This is a genomic window from Pseudomonas sp. PL-6 (assembly GCF_054110165.1).
Genome location: NZ_CM134189.1, coordinates 1,704,992 through 1,725,635, shown reverse-complemented (window position 1 = coordinate 1,725,635; position 20,644 = coordinate 1,704,992). Strand labels below are relative to the sequence as shown.

Annotated in this window: 15 protein-coding genes and 1 tRNA gene; 8 read left to right on the top strand and 8 right to left on the bottom strand. The window is 66.7% G+C overall.

Annotated elements, in window-relative coordinates; translation table 11 throughout:
* Nucleotides 1-255 precede the first annotated feature (255 nt).
* Nucleotides 256-585 carry a hypothetical protein gene (locus tag ACW9UL_RS07940; RefSeq protein ID WP_457789973.1) on the bottom strand — a complete coding sequence of 110 codons (330 nt, stop codon included), beginning with the start codon at nucleotides 583-585 and terminating at the stop codon, nucleotides 256-258.
* A gap of 201 nt (nucleotides 586-786) precedes the next feature.
* Between ACW9UL_RS07940 and ACW9UL_RS07935 the strand changes: the two genes are divergently transcribed.
* From ACW9UL_RS07935 to ACW9UL_RS07920, 4 genes are all read left to right on the top strand, one after another.
* Complete coding sequence (locus ACW9UL_RS07935; RefSeq protein WP_457789971.1) at nucleotides 787-1,443, top strand: TetR/AcrR family transcriptional regulator; 657 nt, start codon at nucleotides 787-789, stop codon at nucleotides 1,441-1,443.
* A 6-nt stretch (nucleotides 1,444-1,449) separates the two neighbouring features.
* Nucleotides 1,450-2,532 (top strand): efflux RND transporter periplasmic adaptor subunit, encoded by a 1,083-nt coding sequence (locus ACW9UL_RS07930; RefSeq protein WP_397496563.1) that lies wholly within the window; start codon nucleotides 1,450-1,452, stop codon nucleotides 2,530-2,532.
* Between the two features lies 1 nt (nucleotide 2,533).
* Nucleotides 2,534-5,680: an efflux RND transporter permease subunit gene (locus ACW9UL_RS07925; protein WP_457789969.1), complete on the top strand. Its 3,147-nt coding sequence runs from the start codon at nucleotides 2,534-2,536 to the stop codon at nucleotides 5,678-5,680.
* Nucleotides 5,681-5,796: 116 nt separating this feature from the next.
* A complete protein-coding gene (locus ACW9UL_RS07920) occupies nucleotides 5,797-6,570 on the top strand; it encodes a glutathione S-transferase family protein (protein WP_457789967.1) in 774 nt (257 codons plus the stop codon).
* Between the two features lie 364 nt (nucleotides 6,571-6,934).
* Here the strand turns inward: ACW9UL_RS07920 and ACW9UL_RS07915 are convergent.
* The 4 genes from ACW9UL_RS07915 to dapA form a co-directional block, all read right to left on the bottom strand.
* Nucleotides 6,935-7,024: transfer RNA gene (locus ACW9UL_RS07915), tRNA-Ser, on the bottom strand.
* 128 nt (nucleotides 7,025-7,152) lie between these two features.
* The gene (locus tag ACW9UL_RS07910; protein ID WP_122107364.1) at nucleotides 7,153-8,022 is read right to left on the bottom strand and encodes a phosphoribosylaminoimidazolesuccinocarboxamide synthase; all 870 of its coding nucleotides are present in this window, start codon (nucleotides 8,020-8,022) and stop codon (nucleotides 7,153-7,155) included.
* An 88-nt stretch (nucleotides 8,023-8,110) separates the two neighbouring features.
* Entirely contained in the window at nucleotides 8,111-9,229 is a 1,119-nt protein-coding gene (bamC, locus tag ACW9UL_RS07905; RefSeq protein ID WP_457789965.1) for an NlpB/DapX family lipoprotein, read from the bottom strand.
* Between the two features lie 16 nt (nucleotides 9,230-9,245).
* The gene (gene dapA / locus ACW9UL_RS07900) at nucleotides 9,246-10,124 is read right to left on the bottom strand and encodes a 4-hydroxy-tetrahydrodipicolinate synthase (protein ID WP_457789963.1); all 879 of its coding nucleotides are present in this window, start codon (nucleotides 10,122-10,124) and stop codon (nucleotides 9,246-9,248) included.
* 204 nt (nucleotides 10,125-10,328) lie between these two features.
* On the opposite strand from dapA, the gene ACW9UL_RS07895 reads away from it, so the two are divergent.
* Both ACW9UL_RS07895 and ACW9UL_RS07890 read left to right on the top strand, forming a co-directional pair.
* On the top strand, nucleotides 10,329-10,886 hold the full coding sequence (locus ACW9UL_RS07895; RefSeq protein ID WP_457789961.1) for a glycine cleavage system transcriptional repressor: 558 nt from the start codon (nucleotides 10,329-10,331) through the stop codon (nucleotides 10,884-10,886).
* 22 nt (nucleotides 10,887-10,908) lie between these two features.
* A complete protein-coding gene (locus ACW9UL_RS07890; protein WP_457789959.1) occupies nucleotides 10,909-11,382 on the top strand; it encodes a peroxiredoxin in 474 nt (157 codons plus the stop codon).
* A 61-nt stretch (nucleotides 11,383-11,443) separates the two neighbouring features.
* Here the strand turns inward: ACW9UL_RS07890 and ACW9UL_RS07885 are convergent, their stop codons facing one another.
* On the bottom strand, nucleotides 11,444-12,508 hold the full coding sequence (locus ACW9UL_RS07885; RefSeq protein ID WP_457789957.1) for an AI-2E family transporter: 1,065 nt from the start codon (nucleotides 12,506-12,508) through the stop codon (nucleotides 11,444-11,446).
* Nucleotides 12,509-12,623: 115 nt separating this feature from the next.
* On the bottom strand, nucleotides 12,624-12,863 hold the full coding sequence (locus ACW9UL_RS07880) for a sulfurtransferase TusA family protein (protein WP_021444960.1): 240 nt from the start codon (nucleotides 12,861-12,863) through the stop codon (nucleotides 12,624-12,626).
* A 107-nt stretch (nucleotides 12,864-12,970) separates the two neighbouring features.
* On the opposite strand from ACW9UL_RS07880, the gene ACW9UL_RS07875 reads away from it, so the two are divergent.
* On the top strand, nucleotides 12,971-14,404 hold the full coding sequence (locus ACW9UL_RS07875; RefSeq protein ID WP_457789955.1) for a M48 family metallopeptidase: 1,434 nt from the start codon (nucleotides 12,971-12,973) through the stop codon (nucleotides 14,402-14,404).
* A 223-nt stretch (nucleotides 14,405-14,627) separates the two neighbouring features.
* Here ACW9UL_RS07875 and ACW9UL_RS07870 read toward each other — a convergent pair whose 3' ends face one another.
* Nucleotides 14,628-19,469, bottom strand: coding sequence for an NAD-glutamate dehydrogenase (locus tag ACW9UL_RS07870; protein ID WP_457789954.1), 4,842 nt, complete (start codon nucleotides 19,467-19,469; stop codon nucleotides 14,628-14,630).
* A gap of 167 nt (nucleotides 19,470-19,636) precedes the next feature.
* Here ACW9UL_RS07870 and ACW9UL_RS07865 point away from each other — a divergent pair, with 167 nt between their 5' ends.
* Nucleotides 19,637-20,596, top strand: a complete 960-nt coding sequence (locus tag ACW9UL_RS07865) for an AAA family ATPase (RefSeq protein ID WP_021444957.1) — start codon at nucleotides 19,637-19,639, stop codon at nucleotides 20,594-20,596.
* Nucleotides 20,597-20,644 lie beyond the last annotated feature (48 nt).

The following is a 20,644-nucleotide window of genomic DNA, read 5'->3' as shown; positions in this document are numbered from 1 at the left end:
GCCGCCTCCAGCTCGGCGGCGCGCGCCAGCAGGTTGGGCGCTTCACGGCCGGCCAGGAGCAGGGCCTGCTCCAGGGTCAGGGCCAGACTCGGCATGCTGGCGAGGCTGGCCAACACGGCGCCGGCCAGCAGCGGACCGAGGCGCAAATAGGCAATGGACATCGGTTGATTCCTGTCGAAAACCAGCGTCCCGCGGGACGCACAGCCCCCCGCCGGCAGCCGGGCTGCACGGAGGGCATCGAGGTTGGCGAGGGAATCAGGCCCGGGGCGGACGCCAGGGCGCGAGCGAAGGTCGTGACAGGGGATCGGCGAGAGCCTGCCAGGCAAGCCGCGAGGGAGCGAGCAGCCCGTCCATCCGCGGCGGCTGGCTGCCGAGCAACGAGGCTCCGGCGCTGGAGCACTGCGACCTCTCGGCGCACAGTTGATCGCCAGCGGCCATCGCCTCGTCGTCGCAGCAGTCGCCCGGCTGGCCGCTGCCCTGGCTCATCGGGCAGGGATCGCCCTGCGGCAGGAGGCCCGCCAGGGACTGCAGGGGCAGCACCAGCGTCAGCAGCAGGACCAGATAGAGGCGGGCCATGGCGTTCATGCCAGGCAGTCTAGTGCGCCGCCAGGTCGGCGGCAATTGATCGGGGTCAAGGGCGCCTAACCCGTCTCGGCGCGTCCTCCATGGCCTTTGCCAGCACTCCTCGGGCGAGACCTGCGCCACGCCCGGTTACAACTCGCGGATTGCCCGGCGTGACCAACAGTCATAGCATGACCAACGGTCACGACTCACCGCGGAAACTCCATGCGCTACCAGGATCGACTCTTCCAGCAACGGGAAAACGCCCTGCTCGAATCCGCCCGCCAGCTGTTCCAGGAGCAGTCCTGGGATCGCGTCACCATCGCCGAGGTGGCCCGCCAAGCCGGCATCGGCAAGGGCACGGTGTACAAGCACTTCCCCAGCAAGGAGGCGCTCTATGCGCGCCTGGTGCTGGATCGCTCGCGCCAGCATCTGGGCGAACTGCGCGCCGTCGCCCAGCAGGCGCCGGCGTCGCAGGCCATGCGCCGGGTGATTCGCCGCGCCTTCGAGCAGTTGCTGGCCGACCCGCTGCAGGCCGAGCTGTGCCTGCTGTGCGACCGTCCGGCCTTTCAGGAACGCCTGGAGCCGCCCTACCGCGAGCAGTTTCTCGAACTGGAGGGCCAGTACCTGGCGCTGTTCAACCAGTTGCTGCAGGCCAGCTTCGCCGAGCTCGAGCTGTCGCCGGCCGACTGCCAGCACCTGCTGTGGGGCGTCGAGGCCTGCGTCAACGGGGTGATGGCACGCATCGCCTCCGGCGGCTTCGCCCATTGGGCCGAGCCGATTGCCCTCGACGCCTACTTCGAGCGCGTCACCGATTTCATCATTGCCGGCCTGCAGGGTCAGGCCGCCGCGCTGCATCCAGCGCCCGCATTCAGCGAGTAACCCGCCATGTTCGCCCAACTCAGCAAACGTCCCTGGATCATCGCCGTCCTCATCATCCTGGTGCTGCTGCTCTGGCTGCTCAGCGGCGAGCGCTTCGCCGCCCGCGACGAGGCCACGGCCGACCAACCGGCCGCGGCCGCCGAACTGCCGCGGGTCGAGGTGCAGTGGCTGCAGGCCGAGCCGATGCAACGCCAGCACGTGGTGCAGGGGCAGATCGAGGCCTGGCGCCGGGTCGAGCTGCGCGCCCAGGTCAGCGGCAGCGTGCAGCGCCTGGATCAGGACAAGGGCAACCGCGTCGCCGCCGAACAATTGCTGCTGAGCCTGTCGCCGGACGACCGCCCGGCCCAGGTGGCGCGCAGCGAGGCCGACGTGCGCCAGCGCGAGAGCGACGTGAGCGCGGCCAAGCGCCTGCGCGAACGCAGCCTGATCTCGGCCAACGAGCTGATGCGCCTGGAGAGCGAGCTGGCCAAGGCCCGCGCCGAACTCGACAGCGCCCGCCTGCAGCTGCGCAACACGCGGATCGTCGCGCCCTTCGCCGGCATCTACGACCAGCGCCAGGTCGAGCTGGGCGATTTCGTCCAGCCCGGGCAGAGCCTGCTGACCCTGGTGGACATCGACCGCCTCAAGGTCAGCGCGCAGATCGCCCAGCAGCAGGTGACCCAGCTGCAGCTGGGCCAGCCGGTCAAGGTGGAGCTGCTCGACGGCCGCACACTGGAAGGCGAGCTGCACTTTATCGCCGCCGCCGCCGACCCCGGCTCGCGCAGCTTCCGCATCGAGGTCAAGGTGGACAACCCCGCCGGCCTGCGCCTGGCCGGCGCCAGCGCCACCCTGCATATCCAGACCGGCGAGGCCCTGGCCCATCGCCTGTCCCCGGCCCTGCTCAGCCTCGACCAGACCGGCCGCCACGGGGTCAAGTGGGTCAACCAGGAGCAGCGCGTGGAGTTCACCCAGGTGCAGCTGATCAGCGTCGACAACCAGGGCGCCTGGGTCAGCGGCCTGCCGCCGAAGGTGGCGCTGATCACCCTCGGCCAGGGCTTCGTCGAGCCGGGCCAGCAGGTACGCACGCAACTCGCCGCAGAGGGCAGCTGAGATGCACGCCCTGATCGCCGCGGCACTGGATCGCAGCCGCACCAGCCTGTTGTTTCTGGCCTTCCTGATCCTCGGCGGGCTGGCCGCCTATATCGCCATTCCCAAGGAGTCCAACCCGGACGTGGCGATCCCGATCATCTACGTCTCGGTGACCCTGGAAGGCATCAGCCCGGAAGACGGCGAACGCCTGCTGGTGCGTCCTCTGGAACAGGAGCTGCGCAGCCTCGAGGGCGTCAAGGAAATGCGCTCGGTATCCAGCGAGGGGCATGCCTCGGTGACCCTGGAGTTCGACGCCGGCTTCGACGCCAAGGTGGCGCTGGCCGACGTGCGCGAGAAGGTCGATACCGCGCGCAGCAAGCTGCCCGAGGAGGCCGACGAGCCGACCGTCAACGAGGTCAACGTGGCGCTGTTCCCGGTGCTCTCGGTGGGCCTGTCCGGCCCCATCGCCGAGACCGAGCTGGTGTACATCGCCCGGCGCCTAAAGGAGAACATCGAAGGAATCGCCGAGGTGCTGTCGGTGGAGATCGGCGGCGACCGCGAAGACCTGCTGGAAATCGTCGTCGACCCGCAGGTGCTGGACAGCTATGGCATCGACTACAACGAGCTGTTCAACCTGGTCAGCCGCAACAACCGCCTGGTCGCCGCCGGCAGCCTGGACACCGGTGCCGGACGCATGAGCATGAAGGTGCCAGGGGTGATCGAGAACCTCGAAGACGTCATGAGCATGCCGATCAAGGTGGTGGCGGGCAGCGTGGTCACCTTCGCCGACGTCGCCAGCATTCGCCGCACCTTCAAGGACCCCACCGGCTTCGCCCGCATCAACGGCCAGCCGGCCATCGTCCTGGAGGTGTCCAAGCGCAGCGGCGCCAACATCATCGCTACCATCGAGCAGGTCAAGGCGCTGCTGGAGCAGGCCAAACCGCTGCTGCCGGCGGGCGTGGAAGTCAGCTACATCATGGATCAGTCGCAGGAAGTGCAGAGCATGCTCGGCGACCTGCTCAACAACGTGCTGACCGCCATCGTCCTGGTGCTGATCCTGGTGGTGGCGAGCATGGGCCTGCGTTCGGCGCTGCTGGTCGGCCTGACCATTCCCGGCGCCTTCCTGAGCGGCATCCTGCTGATCTGGATGCTCGGTTTCACCCTCAATATCGTCGTGCTGTTCAGCCTGATCCTGGTCGCCGGCATGCTGGTGGACGGCGCCATCGTCGTCTCCGAGCTGGCCGACCGCTACCTGCACCAGGGCCAGAACCCGCGCCAGGCCTGGGCCAATGCCGCTACGCGGATGGCCTGGCCGGTGATCGCCTCCACCGCCACCACCCTGGTGGTGTTCCTACCGCTGCTGTTCTGGCCCGGGGTGGTCGGCCAGTTCATGAAGTACCTGCCGGCCACCGTGATCCTCTGTCTGCTGGCCTCGCTGGCCATGGCCCTGGTGTTCCTGCCGGTGCTCGGCGCCGTCACCGGCGGCGCGGCCCAACCGCAGGCGCAGCACGCCAGCCGCGCCGGCAGCGCCTACCGCCGGCTGCTGGAAAAGCTGCTCCGGCGCCCCGGCCTGACCCTGCTCGGCATGCTCGCGCTGATCGCGCTGATCTACGTCGGCTACGGCCGCTTCAACCACGGCGTGGAATTCTTCCCCGAGGTCGAGCCGGAAAGCGCGCAGATCTGGCTGCGCGCCCGCGGCGACCTGTCGGTGCAGGAGAAGGACACCCTGCTCAAGCAGGTGGAACGCCAGGTGCTCGGCATGCGCGAGGTCAAGGCGCTGTACGCGCGCTCCCTGGCCCAGCCGGACGGCCAGCTCGGCGCCGACGTGATCGGCACCCTGCAGTTCCAGTTCGTCGACTGGCACCAGCGTCGCCCGGCCAAGGACATCCTCGCCGAGATGAGCCGGCGCACCGCCGACATCCCCGGCGTGGTGCTGGAGTTCCGCAAGCAGGAACAGGGCCCCACCGACGGCAAGCCGGTCAAGCTGCAGATCAGCGCCATGGACCCGGCGCTGAGCGAGCAGTGGGTCGAGCGCATCCGCGGCGAAATGCACAGGCTCGGCGGTTTCGTCGACATCGAGGACGACCGCGCCCTGCCCGGCATCGAATGGCGGATCAAGGTCGACCGCGAGGCCGCCGCGCGCTTCGGCGCCGACGTACTCAGCGTCGGCAACGCGGTGCAGATGATCACCAACGGCCTGAAGCTGGCCACCTACCGCCCCGAGGACGCCACCGACGAGGTGGACATCCGCGTGCGCCTGCCCGGCAACTGGCGCTCGCTCGACCAGCTCGGCCGCCTGACCCTGAGCACGCCGACCGGCCAGGTACCGCTGAGCAACTTCGTCGACCTGCAGCCGGCGCCCAAGGTCGGCACCCTGCGCCGGGTCGACGGCGACCGCACCATCACCCTGCAGGCCGACCTGGCCGAGGGCGCACGCCTGGACGAACGGCTCAAGGCGTTGCGCGAGGCGCTCGGCGAGGTACCGGCCGAGGTCAAGGTGCAGTTCGCCGGCGAGGACGCCGACCAGCGCGAGGCGGCCACCTTCCTGATGACCGCCTTCGTCGTCGCCATCTTCCTCATGGCGATCATCCTGGTCACCCAGTTCAACAGCCTCTACCAGGCGGCGCTGGTGCTGTCGGCCATCGTCCTGTCCACCGCCGGCGTGCTGATGGGCCTGCTGATCAACGGCCAGTCGTTCGGCATCGTCATGGTCGGCATGGGCCTGATCGCCCTGGCTGGCATCGTGGTCAACAACAACATCATCCTCATCGACACCTACAACCAGTTGCGCCGCCAGGGCCTGGAGCCGCGCGAGGCAGCGCTGGAAACCGGCAGCCTGCGCCTGCGTCCGGTGCTGCTCACCGCGGTGACCACCATCCTCGGCCTGATGCCCATGGTGCTCAGCGTCAACGTCGACCTGCTCAGCCCGAGCCTGGGCTTCGGCGCCCCCTCGACCCAGTGGTGGACCCAGCTGTCCAGCGCCATCGCCGGCGGCCTGGCCTTCGCCACCGCGCTGACCCTGCTGCTGACGCCCTGCCTGCTGGTGCTCGGCGCCCGCTTCGAACGTCGCCCGCCGCCACTGGAAACCTACGACACCGACCTGCTCGACCTGCCCGAACACCTGATCGCGGCCAAGCCCGACAAGGTGCAGCTGCAACGCACCGACTGAGCCAAGCGCCCCGCCGCACTGGCGGGGCGCCCCAACCAAAGCCTGGCGCGCGCCACTCGACTGGGTGGTCAGGCGCTTTGCTCCTACACTCGGCGACTCACTTACAAGGAGCCGCCATGCGCACCCTCTACCAGTTCCCTATTTCCCACTACTGCGAGAAGACCCGCTGGCACCTGGAGCACAAGGGCCTCGACTACCGGGTCGACAACCTCTTTCCCGGCCTGCACCGGCTCAAGAGCCAGCGCCTGGCCGGCATCGCCACCCTGCCCATCCTGCAGGACGGCGAGCGCGCCATCGGCGACTCCACCGCCATCGCCCTGTATCTGGAAGAGCGCTACCCCGAGCACACCCTGCTGCCAAACGACGCCGAACAACGTCGCCAGGTGCTGGAGCTGGAAGAAGGCTTCGACCGCCTCGGCGTGCACGTGCGCCGCTGGCTGTACGGACAGATTCGCCAGTGGGACTCTGTGATGCACGCCATGCTCGAGGTCTACCGCCCGCTGCTGGGCCTGCGCGACCTGATGAAGCCGGTGCTGATCAACGGCGTACAGAAGCTCTACGGCGTAACGCCCGAGCGCGTGGCCAAGTCCCAGGCCGAACTGCTCGCCGGGCTCGACCTGATCGAACGCCTGACCGACGGCGATCCAGCGCGCTACCTGGTGGGCGAGCGCCTGAGCCTGGCCGATGTCGCCGCCGCGGCGCTGTTCGCCCCGCTGTTCACCCCAGCCGGCACGCCCTGGGCCGACATCGCCGGCCACGACGCCGAGACCCAGGCCCTGCTCGACCAACTGCACGCCCGCCCCGCCGGCCAGTGGGTGCTGCAACGCTATGCCCAGGACCGCCGCCGCGATGCCCAACAAAATAATGGCAAAGCGCCAGTTATCGCCTAGGCTAAGCAACAGATAGGACTAAGGGCGGGGATGGAGAGACGGCACGGACGCCTTTTATTCGACGGCCAACGCAACGCGCGCCGCAGCAAAACGACAAAGCCCTCCGAGCGAGGGCTTTGTCTTGTTCGTGCGCAGGCTGCGCACGACGGGAAAATCGAATACCGAGCTAACGAAGTGTATGGGGTCGGCATCCTGCCTGTTGGCCACTTCGTTAGCCCGGTGACCGGAGAGTAGTGCAGACAGTGGCACTGTGCCAACCCTCGGTTGCGCGGTTTGTTTCACAGAAACGGGCAGGCTGACAAATCAGGGCTAGGCGCTGAAAAGCAAAAACCCCTGAGGCTGAAAGCTTCAGGGGTTTTTTATATGGCGGGAAGATAGGGATTTGAACCCTAGGTGCCATTGCTGACACAACGGATTTCGAATCCGTCCCGTTCGACCACTCCGGCATCTTCCCAAGCGGCGCGCATCATAACAGCTGAATGCGCTTTGGCGAAGCTTATTTTGAAAAATTTTCTTGTGCTATCAGGCGCTTGTGAAAAGGCCGAGCGATGCCCGGCCTTGCTGTAGCGTTCGCCTTGAGCCTCAGGCCGTGAGGCGGGTCAGGGCTTCGCGGTATTTGTCGGCGGTCTTCTGCGCCACCTCGGCCGGCACCGCCGGGGCCGGCGGTTGCTTGTTCCAGCCGGTGGATTCCAGCCAGTCGCGCACGAACTGCTTGTCGAAGCTGGGCGGGTTCTTGCCTTCGACGTAGCTGTCGGCCGGCCAGAAGCGGCTGGAATCGGGGGTCAGTACCTCGTCCATCAGGGTCAGGGTGCCGTCTTCGTCCAGACCGAATTCGAACTTGGTGTCGGCGATGATGATGCCGCGGGTGGCAGCGTATTCGACGGCGGCGCTGTACAGGGCGATGGCGGTGTCGCGCACCTGGGCGGCCAGCTCAGCGCCGATGATGGCTTCGCACTGGGCGAAGCTGATGTTCTCGTCATGGTCGCCGACGGCGGCCTTGGTCGAGGGGGTGAAGATCGGTTGCGGCAGCTTGGCCGCTTCCTTCAGGCCGGCCGGCAGGGCGATGCCGCAGACGGTGCCGCTGTTCTGGTACTCCTTCCAGCCGGAGCCGACGATATAGCCGCGCACGATGGCCTCCACGGCCACCGGTTTGAGGCGTTTGGCGACCACCGCGCGGCCTTCCACCAGCGGCAGTTCGGCGGCCGGCACCACGTCTTCGACCTTGTCGCCGGTGAAGTGGTTGGGCACCAGGCCGGCCAGCTTGTCGAACCAGAAGTTGGAGATGGCGGTGAGGATCTTGCCCTTCTCCGGGATAGGTTCGGCGAGGATCACGTCGAAGGCCGACAGACGATCGGTGGCCACCATCAGCATGCGCTTGTCGTCGATTTCGTAGAGGTCGCGGACCTTGCCCGAGTAGATCTTCTTCAGGCTCAGGGTGGTGGGTGTGCTCATGTCGGCATTTCCGTTTCTGGCAAACAAAACAGGCGAAACCCCTGGAGGGTTTCGCCTATCGGTTATCGGCAGGTGGCGCGAGCGCCGATCAGCCGAGGTTGTCCTGGATCAGGCTCAGCACGCGGCGCGAGACATCGGCCGGGGCGATGGTGTTGAGGTCTTTTTCCACGGTGACCTGGACGCCGTCGCCAACCGGCGTCAGGCGCACCTGGTAGCGTTCGGCGCGGGCTTCGAGCTCTTCCTTGCTCGGCTCGCTGCCGAACATGCGGCCGAAGAAGCCGGGCTTCTCCTCATTGGCCTGGGCCCCTTCGGCCAGGTTGATGTAGTACAGGCCGAGGCTGCGGTTGAGGTCGTCGACGCGCACGTCGGCCAGCTCCAGCGAACGGCCGACGCCCGACCAGGCGCGGTCGAAGTCGGCGCCGAGGTTGAGCACCGGGTTGCCGTTGCCGTCCTCGCTCAGGCTGACGCGGCTGGGCGCATCGAAGTCGCGGGCGGCGAGCAGCGACACCGAACCACCCTGCTCCACGCTGCGCGCCATGCTCACCAGCATTTCGTCGAGCAGCGCGGCTTCCAGGCTGGCGTTGCCGCTGCGCGCGGCGAAGGCGACGTCGGCAGTGCTGCCGGCCGGACGCTCGGCGCTGGTGACGAAGACTTCGCTGGTGTTGCGTTGCACACCCGGCTCGATACGCACCCGCACGCGGGTCTCGGCATCCGGGGCGACGCCGGAGACGCGGCTGCTCAGGCGCCGCGCCATGCTCGCGGAGAGTTCGTCGAAACGCTGCCAGGCGGTGGTGAATTCGCCGGTCTGCGGGCGTTCGTCGGCGATACGGAAACCGTTGTCCTCGAAGAACTGACGGGCCAGCGGCCAGACTTCGGCCGGCACGCGCTGGGCCACGACCCAGCGCGACTCGCCGCTGCGCTGCAGGCTGAATTCGCGTTCGTCGGCACGCACTTGCAGGCTCTGCGGGCGCGGCACCTCGAACTTGCCGCGGGCCTCGGAGCTGGCCACCTGCGCCGGCACCGGCAGCAGCGGATCAAGGCGCTTGGCCTGGACATCGGCCGGCAGCTGCATCGGCGCGGTCTGCCGCGCTTCCAGGTAATCGCTGCCGCGGTCGCGGAAGTAGCCTTCTTCACCCCAGAGCCAGCCACAGCCGCTGGTACTGGAGACGATCAGAGCAAGGGCGGACAATCCGGCCAGTCGCTTCATGCGTAAAATTCCTCGATTAAACCAATACGCCGCACTGGCGCATGGCCTGGCGCAGCGGTTCGTGACAGCGCGGGCTGAGCCAGGTCAGCGGCAGACGAATACCGTCGCCCATCATGCCCATTTCGTGCAGCGCCCACTTCACCGGAATCGGGTTGGATTCGATGAACAGCGCCTTGTGCAGGGGCATCAGGCGGTCGTTGATGGCGCGGGCGATGGCGGCTTCGCCGCGCATGGCGGCGGCGCACAGCTCGCTCATCGCGCGCGGAGCGACGTTGGCGGTGACCGAGATGTTGCCCTTGCCGCCCAGCAGCATGAGTTCAACCGCGGTGGCGTCGTCGCCGGAATAGACGAGGAAGTCCTTGCTCACCCGATCCAGCACGTCCTGGGCGCGCTGCAGGTCGCCGGTGGCTTCCTTGATGCCGATGATGTTGTCGATCTTGGCCAGGCGCTCGACGGTCTCCGGCAGCATGTCGCAAACGGTGCGGCCCGGCACGTTGTAGAGGATCTGCGGGATGGCCACGGCTTCGGCGATGTGGCGAAAATGCAGGTACAGGCCTTCCTGGGTCGGCTTGTTGTAGTAGGGGGTGACCAGCAGGCAGGCGTCGGCGCCGACGTCCTTGGCCGCGCGGGTCAGCTCCACCGACTCGCGGGTGGAGTTGCCGCCGGTGCCGGCGATCACCGGGATGCGTCCGGCGACCTGGTCGACCACGCGCTTGATCACCTCGATGTGCTCGGGCACTTCCAGCGTGGCGGATTCACCGGTGGTGCCGACCGCGACGATGGCATTGGTGCCCTCCTGCAGGTGGAAATCCACCAATTTGCTCAGGGCCTCCCAGTCCAGACCACCCTGCGCATCCATGGGCGTGACCAGTGCCACCATACTGCCCGCAATCATGCAACCGCTCCTGCCGGAAAAATTGAGCCGTAATGGTACTGGCGCCACCAGTCCTGCACAAGCAACGGACAAGGCCGTGCACGGCCGTCTCGCCGCACGCGGGAAGCGCTTGCCGGCATTCCCCTGGGCGGTGCTTTTCGCTAACCTGCTGCCTTTGGTCGACGGCCGTCGCTCGCCGACCGTTCATCGCTTTAGGAAGGCTGCATGTCCACCCCCCCCGTTCGCGAACAATTTCTCCTCATCAGCGCCCTCGGCCCCGACGCCATGGCGCTGACCAACCTGCTGTGCCGCACCTGCCACGAGAACCGTTGCGCGGTGGTCAGCACGCGCCTGAGCCGCCACGGCGAGTTCAGTGCCCTGGTGCTGCAGGTCTCCGGCAGCTGGGACGCGCTGGCGCGCCTGGAGTCGAGTCTGCCGCTGCTGGCGAAGAAAAACGCCTTCTCGGTCAACCTGATCCGCAGTGCCGCCGCCGAGGCGCGCCCGCAGGCCCTGCCCTACGTCGCCTACGTCAGCTCGGTATACCGTCCGGACATCCTCAACGAGCTGTGTCAGTTCTTCATCGACCACCGCGTCGAGCTGGAAAGTCTGACCTGCGACACCTACCAGGCGCCGCAGACCGGCGGCACCATGCTCAACGCCACCCTGACCGTGACCCTGCCGGCCGGCACCCAGATCAGCTGGCTGCGCGACCAGTTCCTCGACTTCGCCGACGCCCTCAATCTGGACGCGCTGATCGAACCCTGGCGCCCGCAGAATCCCTGACAGCCAACCTCAAGGAGCTCCCATGACCGTCGCCATCGACCAAGCCGTCGCCGACTTCCAGGCCGAGGCCACCAGCGGCAAGCAGGTGAAGCTGTCCGACCTCAAGGGTCAGCAGGTCGTACTGTATTTCTACCCCAAGGACGCGACCCCGGGCTGCACCACCGAGGGCCTGGACTTCCGCACTCGCTTCGCCCAGTTCCGGGCGGCCAATACGCAGATCTTCGGCGTGTCGATGGACAGCCTGAAGAAGCACGAAAGCTTCAAGTGCAAGCAGGAGTTCCCCTTCGAACTGATCAGCGACCCGGATCACCAGCTGTGCGAGCAGTTCGGCGTCTACCAGCTGAAGAAGAACTACGGCAAGGAATACATGGGCATCGTGCGCAGCACCTTCCTCATCGACAAGAACGGCGTGCTGCGCCAGGAGTGGCGCAGCGTCAAGGTCGCCGGGCATGTCGACGAGGTGCTGGCGGCAGCCGAGGCCCTGCACAAGGCCTGACCCTCACCGCTATCGAAAAAGGCCGCAATTGCGGCCTTTTTTCCGTCCGTGCATTTGTCTCTCACTCGGCAGACACCGGCTCGATCCGCGGCCAGGCGTTGAGTACCGCCTTGAACAGGGTCGCCAGCGGGATGGCGAAGAACACTCCCCAGAAGCCCCACAGGCCGCCGAACAGCAGCACCGCGCAGATGATCGCCACCGGGTGCAGGTTGACCGCCTCGGAGAACAGCAGCGGCACCAGCACGTTGCCGTCCAGCGCCTGGATGATGCCGTAGACCACCATCAGGTAGAGGAACTGGTCGCTCCAGCCCCACTGGAACAGGCCGATCAGCGCCACCGGCACCGTCACCACCACCGCGCCGATATAGGGCACCACCACCGACAGGCCGACCAACAGCGCCAGCAACGCGGCATAGTTGAGGCCCAGGTAGGCGAAGGCGATATAGCTGACCACACCGACAATAATGATCTCGATGAACTTGCCGCGGATGTAGTTGGCGATCTGCTGGTTCATCTCCTGCGCCACCTGGGTGATCAGCGCACGCTCGCGCGGCAGGTAGCCACGGAACCACTGGCCGATCTGCTCACGGTCCTTGAGGAAGAAGAACACCAGGATCGGCACCAGCACCAGGTAGATCATGATGCTGACCAGCATCGGCAGGCTGGACAGGGAGAACGACAGCGCCCACTGACCGAACTTGCCGGCCTCGCCGCGCATGCTGTCGATCAGCTGAACGATCTGCGCGTCGGTGATCAGGTTCGGGTAGCGTTCCGGCAGCAGCAGGAACACCGACTGCCACTCCGCGGCCATCCGCGGCAGTTCATTGAACAGGGTGCTCAGCTGCTGCCAGAGCAGCGGCATCAGCACCAGCATGAACATGGTCAAGCCGCCCAGAAACAGGGCGAACACCAACCACACGGCGAGCACCTGCGGCACCCTCAGGCGCTCCAGGCCGTTGACCAGGCCCTGCATCAGGAAGGCCAGTACCAGGCCGGTCAATACCGGCGCGAGCATGCCGCCGAGGGTCAGCACCACGGCGAAACCGAGCACCAACAGCACCGCCAGCACCACCGCTTGCTCGTCGGAGAAGTAGCGGTGCAGCCAATCGCGTAAAACCTTGACCATCAGAATTCCTTACCCCGGGACAATACCGGCTCACTCATACGCCAGACGCATGAAAAATGACGTGCACGGCCAACAAACGGCGACAGCGCATATGTTTCAAGCCGCTACAGCGGTTTCAAGCCTTGCGCAGCCAGTAGCGATACACCCCGCCCTCCACCTCTTCGTGCAGCAGGGCATGCCCGGCCAGGCTGGCGAAGGCGCGGAAATCGCGCTGCGAGCCGGCGTCGGTGGCACTGACCTTGAGCACCGCGCCGCTGGCCAGGCGATTGAGCTCGAGCTTGGCCTTGAGCAAGGGCAGCGGGCAGTTCAGCCCGCAGGCATCCAGTTCGGCATCGAAGGCCGGTACGTCTGTCATCGTCTACTCCATAAAGGCGGCTAGGATACCCAAGGCTGAAGAACCCTGGCCAGCGCCGCAGCTGGCCGGCTACAGTAACGCCTTTGCCGCCTGAGAGCCTTGAGTGCATGACTTTTCTGCGCCCTACCCTGTTGACGCTCGCCTGCCTGTTCGCCGGCCAGATCGGAGCCAGTGACCTGCCGTCGCTGGGCGACGCCAGTTCCTCGATCGTCTCGCCGCAGCAGGAACACCAGCTCGGCCGCGCCTGGCTGGGCCTGCTGCGCGGCCAGGTGGCCCAGCTGGACGACCCGCAGCTCAAGGACTTCGTCGAGACCAGCGTCTATCGCCTGTCGGAAACCAGCCAGCTGCAGGATCGCCGCCTGGAGTTCGTGCTGCTCAACAGCCCACAGCTGAACGCCTTCGCCGCGCCCGGCGGGATCATCGGGGTCAACGGCGGCCTGTTCCTCTACGCGCAGACCGAAGCCGAATACGCCTCGGTGATGGCGCACGAACTGGCGCACCTGTCGCAACGCCACTTCGCCCGCGGCGTCGAGGCCCAGCAACGCATGCAGCTGCCGGTGATGGCGGCCATGCTCGCCGGCATAGTCGCGGCGGCGGCCGGTGCCGGTGATGCCGGCATGGCGGCGATCATGTCGACCCAGGCAGCGGCGATTCAGGAGCAGCGCCGCTTCTCCCGGCAGAACGAACAGGAGGCCGACCGTATCGGCCTGCTCAACCTGGAAAAGGCCGGCTACGACCCGCGCGCCATGCCGCTGATGTTCGAGCGGCTGATGCGCCAGTACCGCTACGACGCCAAGCCGCCGGAATTCCTGCTCACCCACCCGGTGTCCGAATCGCGTATCGCCGATACCCGCAACCGCGCCGAGCAGTACCCGGCCCAGGGCCGCGAAGACAGCCTGCGCTACCAGCTGATGCGCGCCCGCGTGCAGCTGACCTACGAGGAAACCCCGGGGGTGGCGGCCAAGCGTTTTCGCGCCATGCTCGACGAGAACCCCGGCCTCGACGCCGCGCGTTACGGCCTGGCATTGGCGCAGATGAAAACCGGCCAGCTCGGCGAAGCCGGGCAGACCCTGGCGCCCCTGCTGAGCAAGGCGCCGGAGGATATCGTCTACAACCTGGCGCAGATCGAGCTGGACATGGCCGCGAACCGCCTGGACGCCGCACAACGGCGCCAGGAGCGCATGTTCGCGCTGTATCCCAGCAACTACCCGCTGCAGCAGGCGCATATCGACCTGTTGCTCAAGCAGCAGCGCACCCGCGAGGCCGAACGGGCGCTGGACGAGTTGCTGAAGAACCGCGCCAAGGACCCGGACGTCTGGTACCAGGTCGCCGAGGTGCGCGGCCTGAGCGGCAACACCATCGGCCTGCATCAGGCCCGCGCCGAGTTCTTCGCCCTGGTCGGCGACTACAACCAGGCCATCGAGCAGCTCGACTTCGCCAAGCGCCGCGCCAGCGGCAACTTCCAGCTGGCCTCGCGCATCGACGCCCGTCAGCGCGAGCTGGCCGAGGAAAAGCGCCTGGTGGAGCAGATGCTGCGCTGATCGCACTCCCCTGCGTAGGGTGGATGACGCTTTTTCATCCACCGGGGCGGCGTGATGGTGGATCGGTGAAGCGTGATCCACCCTACGACGCTACACGTCATGTAAAGCGCCCTATCCCGGGTATCGCTGCGCTCAACCCAGGCTACGCAAAGCTCATGAATACCGCACCACCTGAATGAACAAGCCCCGCACTGGGCGGGGCTTGTTCATTTCAGCGGATGGATCAGGCGCTCTGCGCCAGGTCCATCAGCTCGCGGTTGGCCACCGCGTACATGGCATAGTCAGTGCCGGTGGCCGCGCGCAGCTCGGCCAGCATCAGCTTCCAGCGCTCGACCAGGCGGTGGTGCTGCTCCAGCCACAGCGCCACCCGCGCCTCGATCTCCTGCGGGCCGTCGGCCATCTGCAGCACCGACACGGTGATCGCACGCTGCTGCCAGTCGAGGTCGTCGCGGAAGGCTTCGCGGGCCAGCGCCTGCCAGTTGTTTTCCACCGGCAGGCCGGTGATCTGCTGCAGGTACCAGGACAGCTCCAGCGCGCCGCCGACGGCGAAGTAGGCGGTGGCCACCTCGCTGGCGTCCTTGCCGGTGACGTCCGCCGCTTCGATGATCGGCAGCAGGGTGTACAGGTGACTGGTGCCGGCCACCACGCGGGCCAGCTCCTCCGGCGTGCCGGCTTCGACGAAGCTCTGGTAGCGCGCCAGCCACTGCTCGCGGGCCGGGCCCTCGAGCAGTTCGTCCAGACGGCCGACCAGCGCTTCGATACGCGGTGCAAAATGCGCCACGTCGCGCGCGGCGTCCAGCTCGTTGCGTCGGCTACGCAGGAACCAGCGGGTGGCGCGGCGGCCCAGACGCATCAGCTCGTCCATCAGCTGCAGCTGCAGCTCGGCCGGCACCTTGTAGTCCAGCGCCTCGATCTGCGCCCACCAGTACGGCAGGCGGAACAGGTCGCGGACGATCACATAGGCGCCGGCGACGTTGGCCGCGCTCATGCCGGTGGACTCCTTCAGGCGCTGCACGAAGGTGATGCCCATATGGTTGACCAGGTCGTTGGCGATCTGCGTGCTGACGATCTCGCGCTTGAGGCGATGGCGGCGCATGGCGTCGCCGAACTTCGCGCTGAGCACCGCCGGGAAGGCGGTCTCCATCTCGCGCGCCAGGTAGTCGTCGTCCGGCACCAGGGACTTGAGCAGCGATTCCTTGAGGTCGATCTTGCTGTAGGAGATCAGCACCGACAGCTCCGGCCGGGTCAGGCCCTGGCCGTTGGCGGCGCGCTCGTTGAGCGTTTCGTCGCTGGGCAGGAACTCCAGCGCCCGGTCCAGCTTGCCGGCGCCCTCCAGGGCGTTCATCAGGCGCTTGTACTCGCCGACCCGCTCGCGGGCGCGGCGCTCGGCCAGCGACAGCGCCTGGGTCTGCTTGTAGTTGTTGCCCAACACCAGCTCGGAGACGTCGTCGGTCATCTCCACCAGCAGCTTGTTGCGCTGCTTCTCGGTCATATCGCCGGCGGAGACGATTTCGCCGAGCAGGATCTTGATATTGACCTCGTGGTCGGAGCAGTCCACACCGCCGGCGTTGTCGATAAAGTCGGTGTTGCTCGCTCCCCCATTGAGACCGTATTCCACGCGCCCCAACTGAGTCATGCCCAGGTTGCCGCCCTCGCCCACCACCTTGGCGCGCAGCTCACAGCCATCCACGCGCAGGGCGTCGTTGGCCTTGTCGCCGACGTCGGCGTGGCTTTCCTTGCTGGATTTCACATAGGTGCCGATGCCGCCGTTCCACAGCAGGTCGACCGGCGCCTTGAGCAGCGCATTGAGCAGCTCGGTCGGCGCCAGCTTGTCGGCGGCGATATCGAAGCGCGCCTTCATCTGCGGGCTGATGGCGATGCTCTTGGCGCTGCGCAGGAAGATGCCGCCGCCCTCGGAGATCAGCCCCGCGTCGTAGTCGGCCCAGCTCGAGCGCGGCAGATCGAACAGGCGCTTGCGTTCGGCGAAGCTCTTGGCCGCGTCCGGATTGGGGTCGATGAAGATGTGCAGGTGGTTGAAGGCGGCCACCAGCTGCAGTTTGTCCGACAGCAGCATGCCGTTGCCGAACACGTCGCCGGCCATGTCACCGATGCCGATCACCGTGACGTTGTCCTTCTGCACGTCGATGCCGCGCTCGCGGAAGTGGCGCTGCACGCTGACCCAGCCGCCCTTGGCGGTGATGCCCATGCCCTTGTGGTCGTAACCGGCCGAGCCGCCGGAGGCGAAGGCGTCGCCCAGCCAGAAACCATATTCCGCCGCAATCCCGTTGGCGATATCGGAGAAGGTCGCGGTGCCCTTGTCGGCCGCCACCACCAGGTAGGGGTCGTCGGCGTCGTGGCGCACCACGCTCACCGGCGGCACCACGGCGCCGTCCTTGAGGTTGTCGGTGATGTCGAGCAGGCCGCTGATGAAGATGCGGTAGCAGGCGATGCCCTCGGCCATTACCTCGTCGCGGCTACCGCCGACCGGCATCTTGCGCGGCACGAAGCCGCCCTTGGCGCCCATCGGCACGATCACCGCGTTCTTCACCTGCTGCGCCTTGACCAGGCCGAGCACCTCGGTGCGGAAGTCCTCCTCGCGGTCCGACCAGCGCAGGCCGCCGCGGGCGACGTCGCCGAAGCGCAGGTGCACGCCCTCGACGCGCGGGCTGTAGACGAAGATCTCGAACTTCGGCGTCGGCCGCGGAATCTCCGGAATCGCTCGCGGGTTGAGCTTGAAGCTGAAATAGCTCTTCGCCGCGCCGCTGGCATCGGCCTGGTAGAAGTTGGTGCGCAGGGTGGCCTTGATCAGGTCCAGGTAGCGCCGCAGGATGCGGTCTTCGTTGAGCACCGCGACGTTGTCCAGGGCGGCGAGGATGGCCTGCTCGAGTTTCTGCTGCTTGTCTTCCAGGTCCTCGGCGGCGAGCTTGCGCGCCAGGTAGAAGCGGGTGCGGAACAGGCGCACCAGCTCCTTGGCGATATCGGCGTGGTTGACCAGGGTGGCAGCGATGTAGCTCAGGTCGAAGCCCAGGCGGATCTGCTTGAGGTAGCGCGCGTAGGCGCGCAGCAGGGCGACGTCGCGCCAGGGCATGGCGGCGGTCAGCACCAGGCGGTTGAAGGCGTCGTTCTCGGCATCGCCGCCGACGATATGGATAAAGGCGTCCTGCAGGGTGTCGTTGAGCTGCTGGATGTCGACGTTGAGGCCTTCGGCGTAGGTGAAGGCGAAGTCGTGGATCCAGAACTCGCGGCCGTCGACGCGGCGCAGCTTGTAGGGGAACTCGCCGAGCACGCGCAGGCCGAGGTTCTCCAGGATCGGCAGGACGTCCGACAGCGGCAGCGGCGTGTCGGCGTGGTACAGCTTGCAGTGCAGCTGCTGGTCGCCCTGCGCCAGCGGCTGGTAGAAGCTCATCACCAGCGGTTTGTCGTTGCTCAGGCTGAGCAGGTGCTGCATGTCGACCACCGCCGAGTGCGGGGCGAAACGCTCGCGGTAGCCGGCCGGGAAGCCGCCGGGGAACTCGGCCAGGACGTTGGTGCCCTGGGCCTCGCCGAGGCTTTCCACCATCAGACTGACGTAGTCGTCCTTCCACGAGCGGCAGGCCTGGATGACTTCCTTCTCCAGACGCACGGGGTCGATCTGCACCTTGTTCTTCGGGTCGACACGCAGGATGAACTGCACCCGCGCCAGCACCGACTCGGAGAAGAAGGTCCAGAACTCGCAATCGGTGGCCTGCAGGCGCTCCATCAGCACCTGCTGGATCTTCATCCGGGTTTCGGTGGAGTAGACGTCGCGCGGCACATAGGCCAGGCAGTAGCAGAAACGGCCGTAGGGGTCGCGGCGCAGGAACACGCGAATCTTGTTGCGCTCCTGGATCTGCACGATGGCCAGGGCGGTGGCGAACAGGTCGTCCACCGGGGTCTGGAACAGGTCGTCGCGCGGCAGCACTTCCAGCACCTGGGCCAGCTCCTTGCCCAGGTGGGCGCTGCTGTCGAAGCCGGAGCGCTGCTTGATCACGTCCACCTTGCGGCGAATATAGGGGATGTTCCACACGCTCTCGGCGTACACCGCCGAGGTGTACAGGCCCATGAAGCGGCATTCCTTGACCACGTTGCCCTTGGCGTCCAGCTCGCGGATCGAGACGAAGTCCGGGTAGGCCGGGCGGTGCACGCGGCTGGGCACGGCGGCCTTGGCAAACGACAGCAGCTGCGGCTCGCGCAGGTAGGCCACCGCTTCCGGCTCGATGTGCAGTTCCTCGGCCTTGAGCCCGCTGCGCAGGCGCTTGGACAGGCCGAGCAGGGATTTCTCGTCGTAGACCAGGGTGCCGCCGTCGGCGCTCGGCGTCACGGTGAACTCCTCGTAGCCGAGGAAGGTGAAGTGGTTGTCCAGCAGCCAGCCGAGGAACACCTTGATCTCGTCCAGCTCGGCCTTGTCCACCTTGAGCTTGGCGCGGTCGAGCCAGGCCAGCAGCTCGCGGGCCTTGGCCTTCATCGGCTGGAAGTCGGCGACGCTCATGCGCACGTCGCCGAACACCTCGTGAATGGCCTTCTCCAGGGTCTTCAGCTCGCCGGCGCTGGCGCAGCGGTCGATCTCCAGGAACATCAGCGCTTCCTGCAGCACGCCCTCGCCCTGGCTGCCCTTGGGCAGGATCTCCAGCAGCTCGCCGTTCTTGTCGCGGCGCACGCTGAACACGCTGTTCTGCAGGGTGTGGATGCTGTAACCGCGACGGTTCAGTTCCATGCGCACCGAGTCGACCAGGAACGGGATATCGCCATGCAGGATCTCCACCGCGGTGTGGGTCGACTGCCAGCCGTGCTTCTCGTAGTCGGGGTTGAACGCACGTACCTGCGGTTTGCCGTGATCGAAACGCTCCAGCATGCGCCAGGCCGACAGGGTGCAGCCGACCAGGTCGGACAGGCGCCGCTGGGTCAGCTCCTCGAGGGCGATGATGCCGAAGAATTGTTCGGCGAACAGCGCCACTTGTGGCAGCGCCTGCTCGCTCACGTGCTGCGCCAGCGCCGCTTGCAGTTGATGCTGGAAGTCGGCTTTGCTGGCCGCCGTAAAGAACGCCATGGTTGTGCTCCATTTTCGACTGGGGGCGTGAAGAGGTGGGGGTGACCGTCGCCACAAGGTTATGGATCAACGTTAGTCTAGGTGACCGCGATTGCATTAAAGTGGCGGTCCCAGAACCCCGGCGAAGTCTTCGACTCGCCGGTCACTCTCGCCGGATGAGCTTAACGATGGAACACCGTGAGGCGCTTGTCGCGCTGCGACATTTTCTTTCAACCCAGATCCTCGGCCAGGAAAAACTCATCGAACGGCTGCTGATCGCCCTGCTCGCCGACGGCCACCTGCTGGTCGAGGGCGCCCCCGGGCTGGCCAAGACCAAGGCGATCAAGGAACTGGCCGAAGGTATCGAAGGCGAGTTCCACCGCATCCAGTTCACCCCCGACCTGCTGCCGGCGGATATCACCGGCACCGAGATCTACCGCCCGGAGACCGGCAGCTTCGTGTTCCAGCAGGGGCCGATCTTCCACAACCTGGTGCTGGCCGACGAGATCAACCGCGCCCCGGCCAAGGTGCAGTCGGCGCTGCTCGAGGCCATGGCCGAGCGCCAGGTCTCGGTGGGCCGCTCGACCTACGACCTGTCGCCGCTGTTTCTGGTGATGGCGACGCAGAACCCCATCGAGCAGGAAGGCACCTACCCGCTGCCCGAAGCCCAGCTCGACCGCTTTTTGATGCACGTGAAGATCGGTTTTCCCGACGCCGCGGTGGAGCGCAAGATCCTCGCCCAGGCCCGCGGCGAGGCGCTCAATGGCGAGACCAAGCCGGAGCACCGGCTCAGCCAGCAGGCGGTGTTCGCCGCGCGCAAGGAAATCCTCGGCCTGTACATGGCCGACGCGGTGGAGGAATACCTGGTGCAGCTGGTGATGGCCAGCCGCACCCCGGCCAAGTTCGACCCCGAACTGGCCGAGTGGATCGCCTACGGCGCCAGCCCGCGCGGCTCCATCGCCCTGGATCGCTGCGCACGCGCCCACGCCTGGCTGGCCGGACGCGACTTCGTCAGCCCCGAGGACATCCAGGCGATGCTGTTCGACGTGCTGCGCCACCGCATCATCCTGTCGTTCGAGGCCGAGGCCTCGGGCATCGATCAGGACCGGGTGATCCAGCGCATCCTCGACGTGGTGGCGGTGGCCTGAATGCGCACCCCTGGCCGCACTGCCGCAACCCGGATGCAATCCGGGAAC

Coding starts and splice junctions, on each gene's coding strand:
- ACW9UL_RS07940 (WP_457789973.1), bottom strand. CDS start 585: ATGAACGCCATGGCCCGCCTCTATCTGGTCCTGCTGCTGACGCTGGTG.
- ACW9UL_RS07935 (WP_457789971.1), top strand. CDS start 787: ATGCGCTACCAGGATCGACTCTTCCAGCAACGGGAAAACGCCCTGCTC.
- ACW9UL_RS07930 (WP_397496563.1), top strand. CDS start 1,450: ATGTTCGCCCAACTCAGCAAACGTCCCTGGATCATCGCCGTCCTCATC.
- ACW9UL_RS07925 (WP_457789969.1), top strand. CDS start 2,534: ATGCACGCCCTGATCGCCGCGGCACTGGATCGCAGCCGCACCAGCCTG.
- ACW9UL_RS07920 (WP_457789967.1), top strand. CDS start 5,797: ATGCGCACCCTCTACCAGTTCCCTATTTCCCACTACTGCGAGAAGACC.
- ACW9UL_RS07910 (WP_122107364.1), bottom strand. CDS start 8,022: ATGAGCACACCCACCACCCTGAGCCTGAAGAAGATCTACTCGGGCAAG.
- bamC (WP_457789965.1), bottom strand. CDS start 9,229: ATGAAGCGACTGGCCGGATTGTCCGCCCTTGCTCTGATCGTCTCCAGT.
- dapA (WP_457789963.1), bottom strand. CDS start 10,124: ATGATTGCGGGCAGTATGGTGGCACTGGTCACGCCCATGGATGCGCAG.
- ACW9UL_RS07895 (WP_457789961.1), top strand. CDS start 10,329: ATGTCCACCCCCCCCGTTCGCGAACAATTTCTCCTCATCAGCGCCCTC.
- ACW9UL_RS07890 (WP_457789959.1), top strand. CDS start 10,909: ATGACCGTCGCCATCGACCAAGCCGTCGCCGACTTCCAGGCCGAGGCC.
- ACW9UL_RS07885 (WP_457789957.1), bottom strand. CDS start 12,508: ATGGTCAAGGTTTTACGCGATTGGCTGCACCGCTACTTCTCCGACGAG.
- ACW9UL_RS07880 (WP_021444960.1), bottom strand. CDS start 12,863: ATGACAGACGTACCGGCCTTCGATGCCGAACTGGATGCCTGCGGGCTG.
- ACW9UL_RS07875 (WP_457789955.1), top strand. CDS start 12,971: ATGACTTTTCTGCGCCCTACCCTGTTGACGCTCGCCTGCCTGTTCGCC.
- ACW9UL_RS07870 (WP_457789954.1), bottom strand. CDS start 19,469: ATGGCGTTCTTTACGGCGGCCAGCAAAGCCGACTTCCAGCATCAACTG.
- ACW9UL_RS07865 (WP_021444957.1), top strand. CDS start 19,637: ATGGAACACCGTGAGGCGCTTGTCGCGCTGCGACATTTTCTTTCAACC.